This is a genomic window from Pseudomonas sp. JDS28PS106 (assembly GCF_036706555.1).
Taxonomy (GTDB): Bacteria; Pseudomonadota; Gammaproteobacteria; order Pseudomonadales; family Pseudomonadaceae; genus Aquipseudomonas.
On sequence record NZ_JBAJGT010000001.1, the window covers coordinates 419,862 to 442,288 of the forward strand.

General features: G+C 63.8%; 13 protein-coding genes. 6 read left to right on the plus strand and 7 right to left on the minus strand.

Annotation, left to right across the window (positions count from 1 at the left end; all coding sequences use genetic code 11):
* Positions 1-31 precede the first annotated feature (31 nt).
* The 3 genes from TRP66_RS01825 to TRP66_RS01835 all read left to right on the plus strand — a co-directional run bounded on the left by TRP66_RS01825 (position 32) and on the right by TRP66_RS01835 (position 8,229).
* Positions 32-637 carry a cysteine dioxygenase gene (locus TRP66_RS01825; protein WP_333399610.1) on the plus strand — a complete coding sequence of 202 codons (606 nt, stop codon included), beginning with the start codon at positions 32-34 and terminating at the stop codon, positions 635-637.
* Positions 637-2,217: a rhodanese-related sulfurtransferase gene (locus TRP66_RS01830; protein ID WP_442965149.1), complete on the plus strand. Its 1,581-nt coding sequence runs from the start codon at positions 637-639 to the stop codon at positions 2,215-2,217. Before TRP66_RS01825 ends, TRP66_RS01830 begins: the two co-directional genes overlap by 1 nt.
* Before the next feature lie 396 nt (positions 2,218-2,613).
* The gene (locus tag TRP66_RS01835) at positions 2,614-8,229 is read left to right on the plus strand and encodes a putative Ig domain-containing protein (protein WP_333399612.1); all 5,616 of its coding nucleotides are present in this window, start codon (positions 2,614-2,616) and stop codon (positions 8,227-8,229) included.
* 791 nt (positions 8,230-9,020) lie between these two features.
* Here TRP66_RS01835 and TRP66_RS01840 read toward each other — a convergent pair.
* The 5 genes from TRP66_RS01840 to TRP66_RS01860 form a co-directional block, all read right to left on the minus strand.
* A complete protein-coding gene (locus TRP66_RS01840) occupies positions 9,021-10,370 on the minus strand; it encodes a TolC family outer membrane protein (protein ID WP_333399613.1) in 1,350 nt (449 codons plus the stop codon).
* Between the two features lies 1 nt (position 10,371).
* Positions 10,372-11,742 (minus strand): HlyD family type I secretion periplasmic adaptor subunit, encoded by a 1,371-nt coding sequence (locus TRP66_RS01845; RefSeq protein ID WP_333399614.1) that lies wholly within the window; start codon positions 11,740-11,742, stop codon positions 10,372-10,374.
* Positions 11,735-13,456 (minus strand): type I secretion system permease/ATPase, encoded by a 1,722-nt coding sequence (locus TRP66_RS01850; protein WP_333399615.1) that lies wholly within the window; start codon positions 13,454-13,456, stop codon positions 11,735-11,737. Before TRP66_RS01850 ends, TRP66_RS01845 begins: the two co-directional genes overlap by 8 nt.
* A 295-nt stretch (positions 13,457-13,751) precedes the next feature.
* A complete protein-coding gene (locus TRP66_RS01855; protein WP_442965150.1) occupies positions 13,752-14,531 on the minus strand; it encodes a carboxymuconolactone decarboxylase family protein in 780 nt (259 codons plus the stop codon).
* Positions 14,500-14,994, minus strand: a complete 495-nt coding sequence (locus TRP66_RS01860) for a (R)-mandelonitrile lyase (RefSeq protein ID WP_333399616.1) — start codon at positions 14,992-14,994, stop codon at positions 14,500-14,502. Before TRP66_RS01860 ends, TRP66_RS01855 begins: the two co-directional genes overlap by 32 nt.
* Positions 14,995-15,129: 135 nt before the next feature.
* On the opposite strand from TRP66_RS01860, the gene TRP66_RS01865 reads away from it, so the two are divergent.
* Positions 15,130-16,041, plus strand: a complete 912-nt coding sequence (locus TRP66_RS01865; protein ID WP_333399617.1) for a LysR family transcriptional regulator — start codon at positions 15,130-15,132, stop codon at positions 16,039-16,041.
* A 29-nt stretch (positions 16,042-16,070) separates the two neighbouring features.
* Here the strand turns inward: TRP66_RS01865 and TRP66_RS01870 are convergent, their stop codons facing one another.
* Together TRP66_RS01870 and TRP66_RS01875 are read right to left on the minus strand one after the other, a co-directional pair.
* Positions 16,071-16,889, minus strand: coding sequence for an alpha/beta fold hydrolase (locus tag TRP66_RS01870; protein ID WP_333399618.1), 819 nt, complete (start codon positions 16,887-16,889; stop codon positions 16,071-16,073).
* A 133-nt stretch (positions 16,890-17,022) separates the two neighbouring features.
* Positions 17,023-17,934, minus strand: coding sequence for a LysR family transcriptional regulator (locus tag TRP66_RS01875; RefSeq protein WP_333399619.1), 912 nt, complete (start codon positions 17,932-17,934; stop codon positions 17,023-17,025).
* Between the two features lie 99 nt (positions 17,935-18,033).
* Here TRP66_RS01875 and TRP66_RS01880 point away from each other — a divergent pair, with 99 nt between their 5' ends.
* Positions 18,034-21,456 (plus strand): molybdopterin-dependent oxidoreductase, encoded by a 3,423-nt coding sequence (locus tag TRP66_RS01880; protein ID WP_333399620.1) that lies wholly within the window; start codon positions 18,034-18,036, stop codon positions 21,454-21,456.
* Positions 21,457-21,481: 25 nt separating this feature from the next.
* Positions 21,482-22,417 carry an ornithine cyclodeaminase family protein gene (locus TRP66_RS01885; protein ID WP_333399621.1) on the plus strand — a complete coding sequence of 312 codons (936 nt, stop codon included), beginning with the start codon at positions 21,482-21,484 and terminating at the stop codon, positions 22,415-22,417.
* The last annotated feature ends 10 nt before the right edge of the window (positions 22,418-22,427 follow it).

Consider the following 22,427-nt stretch of genomic DNA (forward strand, 5'->3'; position numbering starts at 1 on the left):
TGACACCAAACCCGAATACCGAGCCTCGACCATGAGCCAGAACCTGCACCTGGAGCGCTTGCGCCACTTCATTGATCGCTTTGCCGGACTGGTCGATCAGCAACCCGACGAGGCCACCCTCCTCGATCGCGGCCAGAATCTGCTGGCCGAACTGGTCGCCCATGACGACTGGTTGCCGGATGAATTCGCCCAGCCTGACCCGCAGCGCTATCAGCAGTACTTGCTGCATTGCGATTCGCGCCAGCGTTTTTCGGTGGTCAGCTTCGTCTGGGGACCCGGCCAGCGCACCCCGGTGCATGACCACCGGGTCTGGGGCCTGATCGGCATGCTGCGCGGCGCCGAAGATGCGCAGAGCTTCGTTCGTGATGCTCAAGGAGGCCTGACACCGCACGAGGCGCCGGTGCGGCTGACGCCCGGCCAGATGGAAGCCGTGTCGCCGCGTATCGGCGATATCCATCAGGTCAGCAATGCCTTTGCCGATCAGGTGTCGATCAGCATCCACGTCTACGGCGGCAACATCGGCGCGGTCTCGCGTGCCGTGTACGCCGAGGACGGCAGCGAAAAACCTTTCATCTCCGGCTATTCCAATAGCCGTCTGCCCAATATCTGGGATCTATCCAAAGAGAAGACTAAGTGATGACCGTCAGTACCCGCCGCTACGAAGACATCCGCCGCGCCTTGCTGGCCCATGAAGAATTCGCCCTGATCGACGTGCGTGAAGAGGACCCTTTCGCCCAGGCCCATCCCCTGTTCGCCGCGAACATCCCGCTTTCGAAACTGGAGCTGGAGATCTATGCCCGGGTGCCCCGGCGCGATACTTCGGCCACGGTTTATGACGATGGCGGGGGCCTCGCCAGCGTGGCGGCGCAGCGTCTGCTCGCGCTCGGCTACAGCGATGTGGCGGTGCTCGACGGCGGTCTGGCTGGCTGGCGCGACGCCGGTGGCGAGCTGTTCCGCGACGTCAACGTGCCGAGCAAGGCGTTCGGCGAACTGGTGGAAAGCGTGCGCCATACGCCGTCGCTGGCGGCCGAACAGGTACAGGCACTGCTAGATGAGAAAGCCGATGTCGTTGTGCTCGATGCCCGGCGCTTCGACGAGTATCAGACCATGAGCATTCCCGGCGGCATCAGCGTGCCCGGCGCCGAGCTGGTGCTGCGGGTCGCCGAACTGGCGCCGGACCCGACCACCCAGGTGATCGTCAACTGTGCTGGCCGCACTCGTAGCATCATCGGCACCCAGTCGTTGGTCAACGCCGGCATTCCCAACCCGGTTGCCGCGCTGCGCAACGGCACCATCGGCTGGACGCTGGCGGGTCAGCAACTGGCCCACGGCCAGGAGCGCCGCTTCGCCGAGGTGGGCGCCGACACTCGCGCCAACGCAGCGCGTCAGGCACGTACGGTGGCAGACCGCGCCGGCGTGCTGCGTCTGGACCGAGAAGGCCTCGCCAACTGGCAGGCTGACGCGGCGCGTACCACCTACCTGTTCGACGTGCGCACGCCCGAGGAGTACAGCGCCGGCCATTTGCCCGGTAGTCGCTCGGTGCCGGGAGGTCAGCTCGTACAGGAAACCGACCACGTCGCCAGCGTGCGTGGGGCGCGTATCGTGCTGGTGGACGACGACGGCGCACGCGCCAACATGAGTGCGTCGTGGCTGGCCCAGATGGGCTGGGAGGTCGCGGTGCTCGACAGCCTGAGCCGTCCCGATTTCAGCGCCAGTGGCGAATGGCAGCCACCGCTTCCGGAGCTGCCCGCAGCCAGCGAGATCAGTGTCGAACAACTGGCTGACTGGCTGGAGGACGACGGCACCGTGCTGCTGGACTTCACCACAAGCGCCAACTACGTCAAACGTCATATACCGGGAGCCCATTGGGCGATTCGCGCCCAGTTGCCCGAGGCGCTGGAACGTCTGCCCCAGGCGCGCCGCTACGTCCTGACCTGTGGCAGCAGTCTGCTAGCGCGTTTCGCCGCACGCGACTTGCAGACGCTGACCCGCACGCCGGTCCATGTGCTCGAAGGCGGTACCGCGCGCTGGATCGCCGCCGGACGGCCGCTGGAAACCGGCGAAACCCATGTGACGGTCCCGCGCAGCGACCGTTACCGGCGTCCGTATGAAGGCACCGATAACCCGCGTGAAGCGATGCAGGGTTATCTGGACTGGGAATTCGGTCTGATCGCCCAGCTCGATCGCGACGGCACCCACGGATTCAAGGTGCTCTGAGCCTCCTAACGCTGGCACGAATCTTCTGACACCACCCGGACCGAGCCAGTGCGGTCGGGGCAGGTCCTCTCCGCAGGCTCCCGCCCCCTCCGGCGTCTCAAAACAGATACAGCGTTCCGACGGAATTCACACCGTTATGATCGGACCCGCTCGATGTCAAATCCATGCTGATCAAAGCATGGTGCACGCTATTTCCCACTACGTCGCAAAAAAAGCGCGCCCATAAATAGTCAACGAAATGGCGCCAATATATCCGTAAACCATCACTTCGATACAATCCGACAATTTTCCGACATACGGCAATAACTTTCCGGATTCCAGGAGTCATACCCACCATGCTCGCCGATCGGATATTGGCATGCAGTGTGATCCCAGCCTGTGACCGGAGATAAATGCATGATTTTCAACATCAAGGATTTTGGCGCCAAAGGAGATGGTGTCACCGACGATACGGCGGCCATCCAGCAAGCGATTGATGCGGCGGCAGCGGCCGGCGGTGGACAGGTTTACGTCCCACCCGGTACCTGGATAGTGTCAGGAGGCGAGGAACCGTCCGACGGCTGTCTCATGCTCAAGAGCAACGTCTACATGTACGGCGACGGCATGGGCGTCTCGAACATCAAGGTGGCCGACGGCTCGGACACCAAGATCACCGGCATCATCCGCTCGGCGTATGGTGAAGAGACCCACGACTTCGGCCTGAGCAATCTCACCCTGGACGGCAACCGGGACAACACTACCGGCAAGATCGACGGCTGGTTCAACGGTTACATCCCCGGTCAGGAAGGCTACGACTCCAACGTCACCCTCGACGGCGTGGAAATCAAGGACTGCTCCGGCTACGGCTTCGACCCGCACGAACAGACCGTGAACATGGTTATCAAGAACAGCGTGTCCCACGGCAACGGCCTGGACGGCTTCGTGGCCGACTTCCTCAGCGACAGCATCTTCGAGAACAACATTGCCTACGACAACGACCGGCACGGGTTCAACGTCGTCACCAGCACCCACGACTTCACGCTCAGCAATAACGTGGCCTACGGCAACGGGGGCGGCGGGATCGTCGTGCAGCGCGGCAGCGAGAACATCCCATCGCCGGCCAACATCACCATCACCGGCGGCGAGGTCTACGGCAACGGCGCCGAAGGCGTGCTGGTCAAGCTGTCCAGCGATGTTACGGTCAGCGGCGTCGGCATCCATGACAACGGCAGCGCGGGCGTGCGCATTTATGGCAGCTCCCAGGTCGACGTCATCGGCAACACGCTGAGCAACAATGGCACGGCTGGCGCGGTGCCGGAGATCATCATTCAGTCCTACGACGACACCACCGGTGTATCGGGGAAGTATTTCAACGGCAGCGACAACACCATTCAGGGCAACACCATCACTGGCGGCGCGCAATCGACCTACGGCGTGGCCGAGCGCAATGAAGACGGCACCGACCGCAACGCAATCATTGCCAACACCATCAGCAACACCAGCAAAGGCGACACCCTGTTGTACGGCGACGGTAGCTATGTCAGCGCAACCATCCCGGTCGTGGCCGTTCCGGGCACCGACGGCAATGACACCCTGTCGGGCAGCGACGCCAACGAGATTTTTCAGGGCGGCGCGGGCAACGATACGATCAACGGCGGCGCCGGTGACGACATCCTGGTGGGCGGCACGGGCGTGGACAACCTGACCGGCGGCGCGGGCGCGGACATCTTCCGCTTCTCCAGCCAGTCGGACAGTTATCGCACCGCCACCACCGGTTCCGTGGACGTCATCACCGATTTCGACGTGACGCAGGACCGGATCGACCTCGCCGATCTGGGCTTCACCGGCCTGGGCAATGGCCGGGGCGGCACCTTGCAGGTCAGTTACAACGCGAGCCAGGACCGCACCTACATCAAGGATTACGATGCCGACGCCAGTGGCAATCGTTTCGAGCTGATCCTCGCCGGCAACCTGGTCGACACGCTCACCGCTGACCATTTCATTTTCAACCGTACCTTCACCGGCACCGAAGCCAACGACTCGCTGCAGGGCACCGACGGCAAAGACACGCTGCTCGGCCTTGCCGGCAACGACAGCCTGGCGGGCGGCGGCGGTGACGACCGGCTCGACGGCGGCGCCGGACAGGACACCCTGAGCGGTGGCGCCGGAGCTGACACCTTCGTGTTCTCCAGTCGTACCGACAGCTACCGCAATTACAGCGAAGGCGGCGCCAACCTGGGCGACCTGATTACCGATTTCGATGTCACCACCGACAAGATCGACCTCTCGGCGCTGGGCTTCACGGGCCTGGCCGACGGCATGAACGACACGGTCTATGTGGTGCTCAACGAAGCCGGCACCAAGACCTACATCAAGTCGCTCACCGCCGACGCCGACGGCAACCGTTTCGAAGTCGCGCTGGACGGCAACTATCTGGACAAGCTCACCAGCGCCAACTTCGTTTTCGCCACCCCCCCGGTCGTCAACCAGGCGCCGGTGGTCGCCAACGCGCTGCTGGACCAGAACGCCACCGAGAACACGCCGTTCAGCTACGTGGTGCCCGGCACCAGCTTCACCGATCCGAACAACGACACGCTCAGCTACACCGCGACCCTGGCCGACGGCAGCGCACTGCCCGACTGGCTGACCTTCGACGCCACCACCCGCACGCTCAGCGGCACGCCGGGCGCCAGCGCTTCCGGCACTTACGCGATCAGGATCACCGCGACCGACGCGAGCAACGCCAGCGTCAGTGACCAGTTCACCCTCGCCGTGCAGGACGTGCCTGACGCGCTGGATGTGATCAACGGCACGCCGACCAGCGATACGCTGACGGGCACCGCCGCCAATGAGCAGATATTCGGCGGCGCGGGCAACGACGTCATCAATGGCGGAGACGGCAATGACATCCTCATCGGCGGAGCCGGCGCGGACAAACTTGCCGGCGGCGCCGGCGCCGACGTGTACCGCTTCAGCTCGAAAATGGACAGTTACCGTACGGCTACGGCCAGCTCCGCTGACCAGATCCTCGACTTCGACGTGAACGCCGACAAAATCGACCTCTCGGCGCTCGGTTACAGCGGCCTGGGCAACGGTCTCGACGGTACGCTGCAGGTGATCTACAACGCCGGTAATGACCGTACCTACATCAAGGACAACGTGGCGGACGCCAACGGCAATCGCTTCGAAATCGTGCTGGCGGGCAATCTGGCCGCTACGCTGAACGCCAGTCACTTCGTGTTCGCCGAGCAGACCGTTCCAAGCAACGTTGCGCCTGTGGTGGTGATCCCGCTGCTGGACCAGAACGCGACCGAAAGCTCTCCCTTTACCTATACCGTCGCCGGCAACAGCTTCTCGGACGGCAACAACGACTCGCTGACCTACGCCGCCACCCTGGACGACGGCAGCGCCCTCCCGGACTGGCTGAGCTTCGACAGCGCCAGTCTGACGTTCAGCGGCACGCCGACCAGCACCTCCGCAGGCACCTACACCCTGCTGATCAAGGCGACCGACCCGTCGGGCGCATCGGTCAGTGACCGCTTCGCCCTGACGGTCGCGGATGCCCCCGCCAGCACCATCGCCGGCAGCGACAACGCCGAGGCCCTGTCGGGCACAATCGGTGAGGATCTGATTCTGGGCCTGGGTGGCAACGACACCATCCGGGCGGGCGCGGGAGCGGACATCATCGACGGCGGCGCGGGACGCGACTCGTTGTATGGCGACGAAGGCGCCGATACGTTCCGCTACACCCGCGTGCAGGACAGCTACCGGGACTACGGCGCGGATGGCGTGACCGCCACCGACACGATCTACGACTTCACCCACGGGGAGGACAAGATCGACGTGTCGGCCCTCGGTTTCCTCGGGCTGGGCGACGGCAGCAACCACACGCTCTACCTGAGCCTGAACGCCGCCGGCGACAAGACCTACATCAAATCCAGCGAGGCGGACGCCGATGGCAACCGTTTCGAGATCGCCTTGAGCGGCAACTATCTGGATACCCTGACCGCTGACGACTTCGTGTTCGGCGAACGAGCCCCGCAGGACATTCTTTTCCTGCCGACCCTCGGCCAGTCGAACGCGCGGCTGCTGCGCATGACCGAGGACGATGACCAGTCCGGCACCTCGGCGCTGGTCAGCGACTTGAGCAAATACACCACCTATGACGTGCGCAGTCAGTTCAACGACGCCGATGGCAACGGCATCGACATCGCGGTGGGTGGGAGCACCGTGAACGGCGTATCGACCCTCGGCGCCGAAGAACTGAAGTTGTGCTGGTGGCTGACCGACACCAACCAGCCGGGCCCGGCTCTGCTGCGCGCCGTGGTCCTGTTGCAGGACCAGCTCAGCGAACTGCGCGCGATCGACAACGTGACCATGGGCATCATCTGGGGCCAGGGCGAAGAAGCCGCGCAGGAAATCGCCCGCGCCTCTGACAAGCAAGCTGCCGCGCAAGCCTACAAGGCCGCGACGCTCGCCGTGTTCGACTACCTGCATGCACAGTTGGGCGACTTCAACGTGTACATGATGGAAACCGGTCACTACGACCAGGACGCGGCGCGCGCCCGCGGCTTCTCGGAAGAGAAGATCGCCGGTATCGTGGAGGGCGTCGATTACGTCCGCGCCGTGCAGGAAGCAATCGCCGCTGAGCGCGACGACGTCAAGCTGGCGGTGGACTATACCGACCTGCCGCTGCGCCACGAGGTCGACCCGCTGGTCTACCCCGACGACGTCTGGCACCTGCACGAGGAATCCGCCGAGATCGTCGGCCAGCGACTGGCCGATTACATTGCCGATGACCTGGGTTTCCAGGGGGATCCGACCGACAACAACAGCGTGCAGGCGATATTCGACGATGCGCAGAACGAAGGCGGCAAGATCTTCGGCACCGATCAGGCCGACACGCTTGTCGGAACGTCAGGCAATGACATTCTCGATGGCGACCTGGGCGCCGACAGCATGAACGGTGGCGACGGCAACGACATCTACATCGTCGACAATGCGTTCGACAGCGTGACCGAAAGCAGCGACTCGCCTTCGCAGATCGACACCGTGCAGGCGTCGGTGAGCTGGACGCTGGGCGCGAACCTGGAAAACCTGGTGCTGACCGGCGTCTCCGCCATCGACGGCAGGGGCAACGAGCTGCGCAACTTCATCACCGGCAACGCGGCGGCCAACGTGCTGGATGGCGCGGGCGGCGCCGACAGCATGAGCGGCGGCAACGGTAGCGACATCTATATCGTCGATAACAGCGGCGACAACGTGATCGAAACCAATGCCGACCGGCTAACGGGCGGTGTCGACAGCGTGCGCAGCAGCCTGGCGGCCTACACCCTGGGAAGCAACGTCGAGAATCTGTACATCGACAGCAGCGATGCCGCCAACGGCATTGGCAACGCGCTCGACAACGTGCTGTTCGCCGGCCTCGGCGACAACGTGCTGGACGGACGCGAAGGCAATGACACCGTTTCCTACGCCCGAGCCCTGGCCGGAATCACCGCGACCCTCTCGACCTCGGCGCAGCAGGACACGGTCGGCTCCGGACTCGATACGCTGAAGAACTTCGAGAATCTGACCGGCAGCGCCTACGCCGATACCCTGACCGGGAACAGTGGCGCCAACGTGCTGATCGGCGGCGCCGGCAATGACGTCCTGGTAGGCGGCTCCGGCGATGACCGGCTGGTGGGCGGCGAAGGCGCGGATTCGCTGACCGGCGGCACGGGCGCCGATACTTACGTGTTCGGTTCGCTGGCGGAACTGGGCACAGGCGCGCTGCGCGACGTAATCAGCGGTTTCAAGAGCGCCGAGGGCGACCTGCTCGACTTCACCGGCATGGATGCCAACCCGCTGACCGCCGGAATCGACGCCTTCAGGTTCATCGGCAGCGACGCGTTCGACGCCACGGACGCGACCGGCCAGCTGCGCTTCGCCGACGGCATCCTGTACGGCAGCGTCAACGCCGACGCGACGCCGGACTTCGAAATCCAGCTGGTAGGCGTCAAGGCACTGCAGGCCAGCGACTTCGCTGCCTGACCGCCCCTGTGAAAACAAAAAGGCCTCCGCAATGGAGGCCTTCTTTTTTGCCGTAGGAGACTTCTCGGCGGCGCTGCACAATCGCTGTAGGAGCCAGCTTGCTGGCGATGGCGTTGGATCTGGCGGTGACAGCGCAACCGGCATCGCCAGCAAGCTGGCTCCTACACGAATCGTGCAAATGACGCCGAGTGCGTAAGCCATGCGCCGTGCTCAGGTTCGGTTCAGAACAAGCTCTGCAACATATCCAGCCTGGTATCAAGCAGGTCGCGACGCGCCTGGAAGCCTTTCTCGGTCGAGGTCAGCGCCCGCTCGTTAGACTCCACCGCATTCGGGTGCACCGACGATGCTCTCAGCGGCGCTGCACAATCGCTGTAGGAGCCAGCTTGCTGGCGATGGCGTTGGATCTGGCGGTGACAGCGCAACCGGCATCGCCAGCAAGCTGGCTCCTACACGAATCGTGCAAATGACGCCGAGCGCGTGAGCCATGCGCCGTGCTCAGGTTCGGTTCAGAACAAGCTCTGCAACATATCCAGCCTGGTATCAAGCAGGTCGCGACGCGCCTGGAAGCCTTTCTCGGTCGAGGTCAGCGCCCGCTCGTTAGACTCCACCGCATTCGGGTGCACCGACGATGCTCTCAGCGGCGCTGCACAATCGCTGTAGGAGCCAGCTTGCTGGCGATGGCGTTGGATCTGGCGGTGACAGCGCAACCGGCATCGCCAGCAAGCTGGCTCCTACACGAATCGTGCAAATGACGCCGAGCGCGTGAGCCACGCGCCGTGCCCAAGCCCGGTTCAGAACAGGCTCTGCACCTTCTCCAGCACGGCTCGGTTCATCTGCCCGGTATGGGTATGCAGGCTCACGTAGCTCTGCAACATGTCCAGCCTGGCATCGAGCAGGTCGCGACGCGCTTGGAATACCCGCTGCTGGGCATCGAGAATGTCCACAGTCGAGCGAACGCCACCCTGAAAGCCTTTCTCGGTCGAGGTCAGCGCCCGCTGGTTGGACTCTACCGCGCGCTGCAACGCCCTGCTCTTGCTGAATCCAGCCACCACGCCCAGGTAGTCGGTTTCGATGTCTTCGGCCAGTTGCTGGCGCTGGACGTCATAGTCGGACTGCGCGCCGGCCAGTTGCGCCTCGGCTTTGGCGACCGAGGCGCGTACCGCGCCGCCACGGTACAGCGGAATATCCAGCTGCACGCCGACGTAGTAAGTGTCCTGGCGAGGATCGAGTTCCTGGTATTGCCGGGTTTCGCGGCGGGTCACCTGAGTGGTGAGCGACAAGGTCGGATAGTGTCCGGCACGCTGGGTCTCGGCCTGAGCTTCGGCGACTTTGACCGCCGCCAGGCGCGCCGCCAGTTCGGGGCTGGCATCGCGGGCGACAGCGGTCCAGTAAGCGAGATCCTGTTCCGGCGCAATGGGGCTGCTGGCGCCCGCGTCCTCGCGCATGGGCTGGATATCGTCCACCAGCATCCGGGTGCGCCCGGACAACGCGCGCAAGGCGGCAATCCGTCGGGCCCGGGCTTCGGCCTCCTGAGCGTCGACCAGATCGAGTCGCGCCTGGGCTTCGTCGATATCGGTGATCGCGCCCTGCCCGGCCTGGTAGAGTTTCTGACTCTGCGTGACAAGGCCGGCAATGGCCGACTTCTGCTGGCCGATCAACTTGATTTCGTTTTCAGCACGAGCGACGTCGAAATAGCCTTTGGCGACCCGGTCGAACAGGCTCTGGCTGGCGACATCGAACTGCCCGACGCCGAGCGCGCCCCGTGCCTTGCCTTCCTGAAAGGCGGCCCAGCGTGCCTTGTCGTATAACGGCTGCTGCGCGGCAAGAGTCACGTTGTTGGCCTGGTAGTCGTTGCTGTTGACGTAACCGGTGTCATCGCCGCCGTCGGTACGACCGCCATTGCCGTAACGCGAGCTCAGCGATACCTGCGGATAGAGACCACCCCGGCCGATGTCTTCTTCGTGCCGCGAAGCCTGGTACGCATGACTGGCCGACTGCAAGGTCGGATCGTTGGCTCGCGACGCGTCGTAGATGGCAGTCAGACTCAAGCCCGCCCCGGCCGCCAGGCTCGAAACGGAACCCGCCCAGCCGGCGAAAAGACCGGCCAGCAATCGCAGGCCGAAGCGGTTGCGGTCAGTCATCTCATTCCTCTTTGAAGGCTGCGATCAGGCGCTCGCGCAACGGCTTCATCAGGTAGTTCATCAGGGTCCGTTCGCCGGTGACCACTGTGACATCGGCGAGCATGCCGGGGCGCACCGAGAGACCGGCATCCTGTAGCGCCGCGACGGTCTGGGCGGGAATATCGACCTTGGCGGAGAAATAGGGCTGACGGGTCTGCTCATCCAGCAACTGGTCCGCCGAGACGGTTCTCACCGTACCGGTGACGGTGGGCGTATCGACCCGTTGCAGCGCGGTGAAATGCACGTGCACCGGCAGGCCGGGCCGCAGCTTGTTGGCCATCAGCGGCTCGAAACGCGCGGTGATCGCCAGCGGCGCATCCAGCGGGACCACTTGCATCAGCGTCTGGCCGGCCTGAGTGACGCCGCCTTCGGTGTGAATGTTCAAGTCCATGACCTGGCCAGCCACCGGCGCGCGAACGGCACCGTTGTCCACCTGAAATTGCAGCGCGCGAATCTGATCGGCGTAACCTGCCGCTTCGGCGGTCACCTCGCTCAACTGCGTTTCCGCATCGCGGCGGAATTCCTGCCGGGCCTGCAGGATCTTCAGGCGGCTTTCGTTGATGGCCTGTCGGGTCTTGCCGATGTCACCGACCCCCGAGGCGATCTGCCCCGCCAGGAGCGCGGCGTTGCGCTCGGCTTCGAACAGCTTGTTGCGCGGTACATACCCTTCCCGCGCCAGCTCGCGCAGCCCCGACAACTCCTGCTGCTGGAACTGCATCTGCGCGTCGTAATTGCGCTTCACGCCTTCATAACCCTGCAGTTGCTGCTGAAGGGACTGCACCTCGTGCTCCAGGATCTGTACCCGGCTACCGAGCTCGGCGCGGCGGGTCTGGAACAACTCGCTTTGCAACGCCATGGCCGCCTTGACGCGCGGCTCGTCGGCGCGCTCCAGCAATTCGGCGGGCCACTGGATCGCTGGCTTGTCCAACCGTTCAGCCATCAGCCGCGCCTCGATGCTGCGATCGTTGAGCAACTTGCCCAGGGTAACGTCCAGCTGCGACTGCGCCTGCAAGGTGTTGAGCTGCACCAGCAACTGTCCCTGCGTGACGTGATCGCCGTCGCTGACGAACATCTTTTCGACCACGCCGTCTACCCGCGACTGCACTGCCTTGCGCTCGCCGGCCACCACCACCTTGCCGCTGCCGACCACGCCCTGATCCAGGGGCGCCAGGCATGCCCACAACAGAAAACCGCCGAGCGCGACGCCCAGAAAGCCGACGCCGTAACGCGCCGCGCTGCCGGCATCGGTACTGGCTTGCGTCAGCATCTCGGCATTGCGCAGACTCAAGCGCTGGTCGCCCCGCGCATCGGGGCTTGGCATTACGTCACGCATTGTGTCCGGCCTCCCGGACGGCAGGCGCTCTGGTAACCGGCGCCAGTGCTTTGAGCACCGCATCTCGCGGCCCGAACGCCTGCTGGGTGCCGTCCTTGAGCAGAAGGATATGGTCCGCGACCGCCAGAACGCTGGGGCGATGAGTGATCAGCACCACCGTGCTGCCGGCTGTCTTGAGCGTGGCGATGGCCTGAATGAGCGCCAGCTCGCCGGCTTCGTCCAGATTGGAATTGGGTTCGTCGAGCACGATCAGCGCGGGGGCGCCGTAGAGTGCCCGCGCCAGGCCGAGACGCTGTTTCTGCCCCCCGGACAGACCCAGGCCACCAGGACCAAGCGGCGTATCGTAGCCTTTCGGAAAGCGCAGGATCATGTCGTGAATACCGGCGTGGCGGCTGGCGGCGATGATCTTGTCCGCGTCCTGCTCGCCAAAGCGGGCGATATTGTCGGCCACGCTGCCGTCGAACAGCTCGATGTCCTGGGGCAGATAACCCAGATGAGGCCCCAGCGCATCGCGGGACCACTGGCTGATCTCGGCATTGTCCAGACGCACCGAACCGCCCATTGCCGGCCAGACGCCCACGATCGCCCGGGCCAGGGTCGATTTGCCGCTGGCACTGGCGCCGATGACGGCCAGCACCTCGCCTTTGTTCAGGGCCAGGTTGATACCGCGCAGGCTCGGCTGCAGGGTACCGGGCGGACCGGCATGGAGCTGTTCGAGGCGCAGCGCTCCGGTAGGCGGCGGCAACGGCATGCGCAGCGGCTCGCGCGGGTGTCGATGCAGCAACTGGCCTAGCCGTTGATAACTCTGGCGTCCGGCGGTGAACTGTTTCCATGAACCTATCGCGATTTCCACCGGCGCGAGCGCTCGGCCCAGCAACAGCGACATGGCGATCATCATGCCCGCGGACAACTGCCCTTCGAGCACCAGCAAGGCACCCAGCCCCAGAGACAAGGACTGGCCCGAGATACGCACGAAACGGGTCGCCGCCGTGATGCGAGCGCCGCGGTCGCTGGCGTGGGCCTGAGCAGCGATGATGCGCTGCTGCATGAGGCTCCAGCGATCGCGCAGCGGCCCGAGCATCCCCAGCGCCTGGATCACTTCGGCGTTTTGCAGAGTGCTGTTGACGTAGCCCGCCGACTGCACGCCCAGGCGGTTGGCCTGCTCCAGCCGCGTGCGGGTCGCCAGTTCGCCCCACAGCGCCAGACCGATCAGCAACAGCGCGAGCACCAGAGTGAGCACGCCGAACCAGGGATGGAAGATAAAGGCCACCAGCAGGAAAATCGGCAGCCAGGGCGCGTCGAGCAGCGCGATCAGGCCCTGCCCGGTGATCAGTTGCCGCAGGGAGGCGAGGTCGCTCAGCACTTGCGCCGGGTTGGCGTTGTGTTCGCGCAGGCTGCGCGCGAAGGCGGCATCGAAGACCCGCTCGCCCAGCGCGTCGTCCAGGCCCGCGCTCATGCGGATCATCACCTGCCCACGCACCCATTCGATCAACCCGCTGAACAGGAAAAGTCCCAGCGCGATCAGGGTCAGCATCAACAGGGTGGTTTCGTTGCGGCTGGTGAGCACCCGGTCATAGACCTGCATCATGTACAGCGAGGGCACCAGCACCAACAGATTGATCACGCCGCTGAACAGCGCCAGCGCCCAGAACACTCGGCGGTAGCCGAGCAGCGCTGCATCGATGTCATGACGAGGGTCCAGGAGAAAGCGCATAGAGTGACAACCGGTGAGAAATAATTCAGTGCTGGCCGCATTCCGTGCGCCGAATGTCCGAAGGGTGTCGACTCCACGGCAGCAGCCGTAGAGTCGCCTCCAGAGTGACGAACGCCCTCATCCACAGCGCGTGGATGTGACTGCATTTCGCCATATAAGTGCCGGGCCTGGAAAAATTCTCTGAAACACGATCGCCGGGCGCCCCACTGTTGGAGTGAGGCGCGCGGGTTGTCCTGATGAAATGAGTGACGCTTGGCGATCGCCGCCCGGGAGCGGCGGATGCATGATCGGTCGGTCATTTGCTCGTCAGCTGACGTTCCAGCGCCGCACTTGCCCGTCGGGATGTTTCGACGCTGACCCGTTCGGCCAGCACCTGCGTGAGGTGGCGAAGCTGTTCGGCGCTGACGCCGGTGTTCATGCTCATGCGCATGTGCGCCTGTAATTGCGCCTCTGCGCCCGGCAGGGCCGAGAGCATGCTCACGGTCGCCAGTTCGCGGCTTTGCCAGTCCAGGTTATCGCGCTCGAAGATGTCGCCGAACAGATGGGTACGCAGGTATTCGTTGGCGACCGGAGCGAATTGGAACAGCGGCCCGGCCACCGGCGCGCCGGACAAGCGGGTCTGGTTCTCGGTGCCGGCCGCCAGCAGCGCGTCGCCCTTCGGCGCCGGGCGACTGGGTTCGCGACCCGGTTCATCCTCGACGCCCCTGCCCTTGCGCGCCTCGACGACCTTCATCAGCTCGCCCAGCGCGTTGAGGCTGCGTGGAAAGCCGGCGTAAGCATACAGCTGCACCAGCACCTCGCGCGCATCGCTGATGCTCATGCCATTGTCGAAGCCCTGATTCAGCGCCATGTTTAACCCGGCCATATCGCCGGCAGTGGCAAAGGCCGCTACCGGAATGATCGCCTGCTGGCGGGCATCGAGTGTTTCGCGGACTTGAGATACGGCGGCCTGCTTCATGGGTGGCGGCTCCTGAGCCATGGCGGTCTGGGCAAAGTCGCTCATTCCCAGGGCGACACCGATCGCGCCCAGGGTGAGGCCCGACTTACTGCTCACGGGTTTGCGTGTATTGCTCATCGGTCACTTTCTCCATCCAGTCGACGTTCTTGCCATCCAGAGTCGGCGTCACTGCCATGTGGGTCATGGCCGTCGCCGGAGCAGCACCGTGCCAGTGCTTGACGCCCGGCGGGCACCAGATGACGTCGCCGGGGCGGATCATCTGCACCGGCTTGCCCCACTCCTGGGTCAGGCCGACGCCGGACGTGACCACCAGACGCTGACCGGCCGGATGCGTGTGCCAGGCTGACCTCGCCCCTGGCTCGAAGGTGACCAGCGCGCCGGAGGCACTGATGTGCTCATTGGCCGGCCATACCGGATCGATACGCACGCGACCCGTGAAGAACTGCTCGGGACCCGCGATGGAGGCCTGCTCGCCGGCGCGGCTGATCTCCTGCCCCTCCCTGGCGCTCTTTTCGGCGCTGGCCGCACCCGCCTGCAGGGCAGCCGCGCACAGCGCCGCGTTGATGATCTGTCTGCTCATTTCAACTACCTCCCGGAACACGAAAATGGAGTCGTTACGCACACCCCATGTGAAAGACCTGCATGGACTGTACGTGCCGGCGATTACTTCGTGTATATACGGAATTCGGAAATCAGTATGAAGCGGAGATTAACAATGGCGGTGAACGGACTGGATGATCTCGGTGTCTTCGTGACCGTAGCGCGAGAAGGCAGTTTCACCCGGGCCGCTGCCTGCCTGGGCGTTTCACCCTCCTCAGTCAGTCAGACGCTGCGCGGTCTGGAGGAGCGTCTGGGGGTGCGCCTGCTGACTCGCACGACCCGCAGCGTCACCCGCACCGAGGCAGGGGAAAAGCTGCTGGGCGACATCGCGCCGCTGCTCGACCGGATCGAAACTCACCTCAACGCCGTTTCTGATCTGAGCCTGCGACCGTCGGGCACGGTGCGCATCAACGCCGACGAATTCGCCGTGCGCCATGTGCTCTGGCCCAGACTGTTGCCGGTGCTCGAAACCTGGCCGGAAGTGACCATCGAAATGATCACCGACTACGGGCTCACCGATATCGTTGCCGAGCGCTTCGATGCGGGCGTGCGCCTTGGCGGCATCATCGATGCGGACATGGTCGCCGTGCCCATCGGGCCGGAGATGCGCATGGTCACGGTGGCCTCCCCCGGCCATCTGGCAAAGCACGGCGCGCCGCAGCGACCCGAAGACTTGCCCTCGCATCGCTGCATCAACCTGCGGCTGCCCACCCACGGGGGCCTTTACCCCTGGGAGTTCGGCAGCGGCGAGAAGGAGTTCCGGGTGCGAGTCAATGGCCCCTTGATCCTCAACAGTGCGCTACAGATTCTCGATGCATGTCTCGCCGGCGTAGGGATCGCGCAACTGCCCGATGCCCTGGTGCAGCCCTGGCTGGACAAGGGCGCGTTGCAGGAAATTCTCGCCGACTGGTCGGACCCGTTTGCGGGTTACCACCTTTACTATCCCAGCCGCCGCCAGCAGACTGCGGCGTTTCGCGTGGTCGTGAACCAATTGCGGTGGACGCCTGCTGGATGCGATCAAAGGTAAACGGACGGCTCCAGATCAGTTCTGAAGCGTTACCGGTTCTGCGGCAGCCAGTCGAGGAGAAAATCGGTGACCACACGCGGGTTCTCCAGATTGGAGATATGCCCGGCACAGGGGATTTGCGCTGCCAGGCAGCCGATAATGCGCGCCATGCCATTCGTTTCTTCCGGTGGGCGGGGTATGTCCCGATCACCGCACAGGATAATCGTGCGCTCGGCTGCCAGATTGGCAAGCGCAGGCAGCAGATCCGCTCGACCGAAGATTATGCGCCCCATGGGATCGATGCTCTGGCGGATGCGTTCGGCGCTGGTGGCCTTGAGGGTTGCCCGGAAGTGTTTACGAATGTCCGGAACCGTCGTTCCTGCGGGATGGAAAAACAGCGGAACTACCCGATCGAGCAAATCATCGTAAAAGCACCCGGCTTCGCTCGCGGCGTCCAGCAGGCCGAAATACTTCAGTCGCGTTTCTTCTGGCTCGGCGCCCAGAAACGTGTCCATCAGCACCAGGCGATCAACGCGCCGCGGATGCTCGAGAGCCAACTCTGCCCCCCACATTCCGCCAACGGACAAGCCCACCAGATGACATTGTTCGACGTTCAAAGCGTCAAGCAGCGTCAGGTGCTGTCGAACCAGAGCGCTCATATCAGTTGTCGTGGCAGGCGGAGCGTCAGAGCTCCCATGGCCCCACAGCTCAGGAACAATCACCCGAAAGCTTTTCGCCAGAGCCTGGATCTGGGGATGCCACATCTCGGCCGACCAGAGGAAGCTATGCCCCAACACAAGGGGAAAGCCTTGACCGATATCGACGTAGCTCATCCTCGCTCCATCGACTTCAATGAATTGTTTGTGCATGCCCGTTCCTTTGTCGTTCAATGCGGGCGGTCATCTTACCGATCGTTTGACGCGGCTGAAATCGTCCATCCTTGGGCATTGCGGGGGATTTTGTAAGCGAAAGCGTGTATGCCGAGCCATGTGATGCGAGGCATCAGGCCTTGAGGATGGTGCGGAACGAGTCGAGCAGGTAGTCCTTTACCTCAGAAAATCCCTGGCCTTGAGTCCGCTCGGGGTCCCACACCAGGCCCACGTCCATGGACGGCACCGGATCGGCCAGTTGCCGCCGGACAATGCGGTGCCCGTCCAGCGACCAGGGCCGGTAGACCAGGTCCGAGAGGATGGTGACACCGCGACCGGCGGCCACGAGGCTGCGCACCGCTTCTATGGAAGAACTGCGAAAGCCCACGTCGGGCTGCAAGCGGTAGTGGCGCCAGTATTTCTCCACCGTGGACACATGTTCGTCCATGTCCAGCAGGATATAGCGCTGGCTCGCCACATCGGAAAGCCGGACGCGGTTGGCGCTCATCAGCGGATGCTCGGGGTGGCCCCACAGTTGCCTGGGCGAGTGCATCAGCAGCTGACAAGGCAGCGACGCATTCTCGGAAAGATTGGAGGCCAGCAGGATGGCCATGTCCAGACTGCCGTCGCGCACTCGCTCTTCGATCTGCGCGCGATCCTCCTCGACGAAGCTCAGTTCGAGCTCCGGAAACTTCTTTTCCAGTTCGCGGAGCAGTGGGGTCAATACGTAGGCGGAGATGGTTTCAGTCACGCCTATCCTCATCAGCCCGGTGATTCGCGACGGCATCAGCGCGACGCAATCCATGGCTTCGTCCATGACGGCCTCGATCCGCTGGGCATGACGTAAAAAACGGTTCCCGGCCTCGGTCAAGCGAACGCCGCCTGCATGTCGCGAGAACAATGCAGCCCCTACGATTTCCTCCAGCGCCTTGAGCGACGCTGTCATCGTCGACTGAGTGACGTGGCAGCGCTGGGCGGCTCTGGAGACCTGACCGGTATCGGCTATCGCGATGAAGTGCTGAAGATTTTTGAGGCTCGGTCGCATCGACGGACTCGATATTGCGTTAGCGATTAATTGAATTATCAATACTACGTGGCCGAGTAATACCATCGGATTCAGTGACCGGGCAAGGATTCAACACCGATGAGCGATCCACAGATTCAGCGCAAGGCGGGCTTTTGCACGCTGTGCCGTTCACGGTGCGGCACCCTGAACGTCGTTGAAAACGATCGGCTCATCGAGGTCCGGCCCGACCCTGAACACCCTACCGGCAAGGCGATGTGTCTCAAGGGCAAGGCGGCGCCTGAACTGGTTCACAGCGCAGATCGTCAGTTGTTCCCCATGCGCCGGACCCATCCCAAGAGCCACCCGGATCCGGGCTGGGAAGTGATCAGTTGGGAACAAGCGCTGGAGGAAGTCGCCCGACGACTCGGCAATGCCCGCGATCGGCATGGCGCGGAGTCCGTGGCCTTTGCCGTCACGACGCCCAGCGGTACGCCGTTGAGCGACAGCATCGACTGGATCGAGCGCTTCATTCGTGTGTACGGCAGCCCCAACACCTGTTACGCCACCGAGATCTGCAACTGGCACAAGGACCACGCCCATGCGTTCACTTTCGGCTGCGGCATGCCGACCGCTGACTACCGCCGGGCCGACCTGATTCTTCTGTGGGGCCATAATCCCACCAGCACCTGGCTGGCGCAGGCCGAAGCCATCGGCGCGGGTCGTGCGGCCGGCGCCAGGATGATTGTCGTCGACCCTCGCAAAACGCCCCTGGCCGCCGAGGCGGACGCCTGGCTGCGGGTTTGCCCTGGCAGCGATCTTGCGCTGGCGATGGGGTTGGCGAACCTCATGATCAGCCGCTACGGCTTCGACGAGGCGTTCGTGCGCCAGTGGAGCAATGCGCCGCTGCTGATCCGCGCGGATAACGGTCGCTTCCTGAGCTGCGCGGACATCGGCATCGAGGGCGATCAGGATTATGTCGTGTGGGACGCCCTTCTCGATGCACCGACCGCTTCCCGTCCTCTGGATGAACAGGCCCTTGCCCAGTCGAGCCTGCGCGGCACTTACTCGATCACGCTCGCCGACCAGTCCACCCGTATCGAGTGCTCACCCGCGTTCGAGCTTTATGCCCGAGAGTGCGCGCTCTACACGCCACGACGGGTCGAAGCGATGACCCATGTCAGCGTCGAACGCCTGGAGCATGCCGCGAGCCTCATCGCATCTTCCAGGCGGGTAGCCTTTCATGCCTGGTCGGGAGTGGGCCAACAGCAGGATGCGTCACAGACAGATCGCGCGATGGCGTGTCTGTATGCGCTGACCGGCAGTTTCGACCGCGATGGCGGGAATCGTCAGTACCGCAAGCCGCCCTTCAACCCGGTCATGGCCTTCGATCTGTTGGCCCCGGAGCAGCGCGCCAAGGCACTGGGCCTGGACCAGCGCCCGCTAGGGCCGCCGTCGCAAGGCTGGGTCACCGCGCGGGACCTCTATCAGGCCATCGTTCACGAAAAGCCCTACGCCATACGAACCCTCATGGCCTTCGGGACCAACCTGCTGATGTCCCAGCCCGACGTTCATCTGGGCGAACAGGCGCTGCAGAACCTCGACTTTTATGTGCACTGCGACCTGTTCGAATCCCCGAGCGCGCGTTATGCCGACATCTTTCTGCCGGTGAATACGCCGTGGGAGCGCGAAGGCTTGCGGATCGGTTTCGAAATTTCCGCCGAGGCGGATCGCTGGGTGCAGTTGCGCCAGCGCATGGTGACGCCTCGTGGCGACGCTCGCTCGGACAACGATATCGTGTTCGATCTGGCGTGCAGGCTGGGTATGGGTGAACAGTTTTTCGGCGGTTCGCTGGAAGCGGGATGGAATCACATGCTCGCTCCGCTGGGACTGAACGTCGAAACCCTGCGGGCCAATCCCGCGGGCGTGTCTGTCGACGTTCCCGACCAGCCCTGCAAGTACGCGCTGCAGCCTCGGCATCAGGGATTCAACACTCCCACGGGCCTTGTCGAGTTGTACTCGCAGCGGCTGCTGGATCACGGCTACTCGCCTGTGCCGCGCGGCAACGCACCGGGTCCTGAGGACGACGCCCTGCGCAGCAGGTTCCCCCTGATGCTCACCTCGGCCAAGAACGGTTATTTCTGCCACAGCCAGCATCGCAGTCTGGCTTCGCTGCGCCGCAAGGCCTTGCACCCGACGCTCGAAATATCGCCAGTGATGGCCGCCAGGGAAGACATCCAGACGGGCGACGTCGTGGTGGTAAGCACCGATGCGGGGCAGGCGCGTTTCTGCGCCTCGATCCTCGAAGACCTTCACCCCTCGGTGGTAGTGGGCGAGTATGGCTGGTGGCAGAGTTGCGAAGCGCTAGGCCAGGAAGAACGGGCGGTGCGCGGTGCCGGCAACAGCAACTTCAACAGTCTGATCGCGAACGCCGCTGTCGACCCGATCAGCGGCTCGTCTCCCCTTCGCGCCTATCGCTGCGCCGTGACCCGCGACCATGTCAGCGCAACAAGGCGCCGATGGGAAGGCTTTCGGGCCTTTACGGTCACTGCCCTCACCCGTGAAGCCGCCGACGTTCTCACCGTCGCTTTCGAGGCGTCGGACGGCGCGGCACTGCCGGACTTTCAACCCGGCCAGCACATCACACTACAACTCGATACGCCCGACGAGCCCACGTTACGCTCCTACTCACTGACCGGTTCTGCCGAGCAGCGCAACCGTCGTGGTTATCAGATATCGGTGCGCAGGGCGCTCACCCGCGACGACCAGGCGCCTGCGCTACCGGGTAAAGGCTCAGGATTCGTTCATGAACGGCTCAAGGTCGGCGACCGACTGTTGGCGCGTGCCCCATCCGGAGTGTTCATCCTGCCCGTGAGATCCAGGCGGCCTCTGGTCCTGATCGCTTCGGGCATCGGCATTACCCCTTTTCTCAACTTGCTGGAATCACTGGCCGGACGTCAGGACCCACCCCGCATTCTGCTGCTCTACGGGAATCGAAATGGCACCGGTCATGCATTCAAAGAAAGGCTCAAGGCGCTCGTAGAGTCCCTGCCCACGGTGACCCTGCTCAATTTCTACAGCCAGCCCGGCGACGACGATCAACGGGGCAAGGACTACGACATGGCTGGCCGGGTCAGCGCCGCCGCGATTGCGCAGTCGCTGACTCAGCAGCGCGCGCTTTTCTACCTGTGCGGCTCCGCGCAAATGATGGCCGACCTGCGCGCAGACCTGGAGCAGCGCGGCGTGCTGCGATTCGACATCCAGCAGGAAACGTTCAAGTCACCGATTACACCGGTCATCACCCCCGGCCAACAATTCGACGTGCACTTTAGCCGGTCCGGCATCACCGCCAGATGGGTATCGGAGGACGGGCCGCTGCTGAGTTTCGCCGAGAAACTCGGGGTGCGCCTGCCCAGCGGCTGCCGGGTCGGGCAGTGCGAAAGCTGCGCGGTGAAAGTCGTGCAGGGAAGCATCGTGCATCTCGACGGGCACCAGGTCGAGGACCGTTCAGTCTGCCTGGCTTGCCAGGCGATCCCGACTGGCGCCGTGACCCTGGACGCCTGAAATCAAACCCAACAAGAGGTGAAACATGCTGATCATCGACGCGCAACGAACCCGGGAACTGCTGCCGTTCGAGCATCTGGTTCCGGCAGTGGAGCAGGCGTTTCAGAATGAAGTCGAAGTGCCGCTTCGCCACAATCATCCCATCAACCCCGACTCGGCGGCGCCAGGTTCAGTCCTCTTGATGCCCGCCTGGAATCGCGATTTCTTCGGCATCAAAACGGTCACCATCTATCCGAACAATGCGGCCCTCGGCGTACCGGGACTGCATTCGACCTACATGCTTCACGATGCTAGAACCGGCGCGCCGCTGGCATTGATCGACGGCAACGAGATCACCTCGCGCCGCACCGCTGCTGCGTCGGCGCTCGCCGCCAGTTATCTGAGCCGCACCGACTCCGCCTCCCTGCTGGTGGTCGGCGCGGGCCGGGTCGCGAGCCTGCTCGCCTATGCGTACCGCTCGGTTCGTCCGATCCAGCGTGTATGGGTGTGGGACATCAACCTGGCTCAGGCAGCACGGCTGGTCGATCAGCTTCGACTGGACGGCTTCGATGTCAGCGTCGCCGAGGACCTGCAAAGCGCATGCGCGCAGGCAGACATCGTGACTTGCGCCACGCTGTCGACCGAACCGCTCATTCGCAGGGCCTGGCTCAAGCCAGGCATGCACCTGGATCTGATCGGAGGCTTCACCCCGCAGATGCGTGAAAGCGACGATGACTGTTTCGGCGACACGGACGTATTCGTCGACACCGACGAAGCCGCGATGAAAGCCGGAGATTTGCTCAGCCCGATGCAGAACGGTGTGCTTGCGCGCTCGGCGATCCGCGCCGACCTGGCAAGCCTGTGCCGCAAGCATCACGCCGGCCGGGCCGATGATCGACAGATCACCGTATTCAAGGCAGTCGGAACAGCGCTGGAGGACCTGGCCGCCGCGCAACTGGTTTATGTCCACGTCACACAATAACTAGAAACCC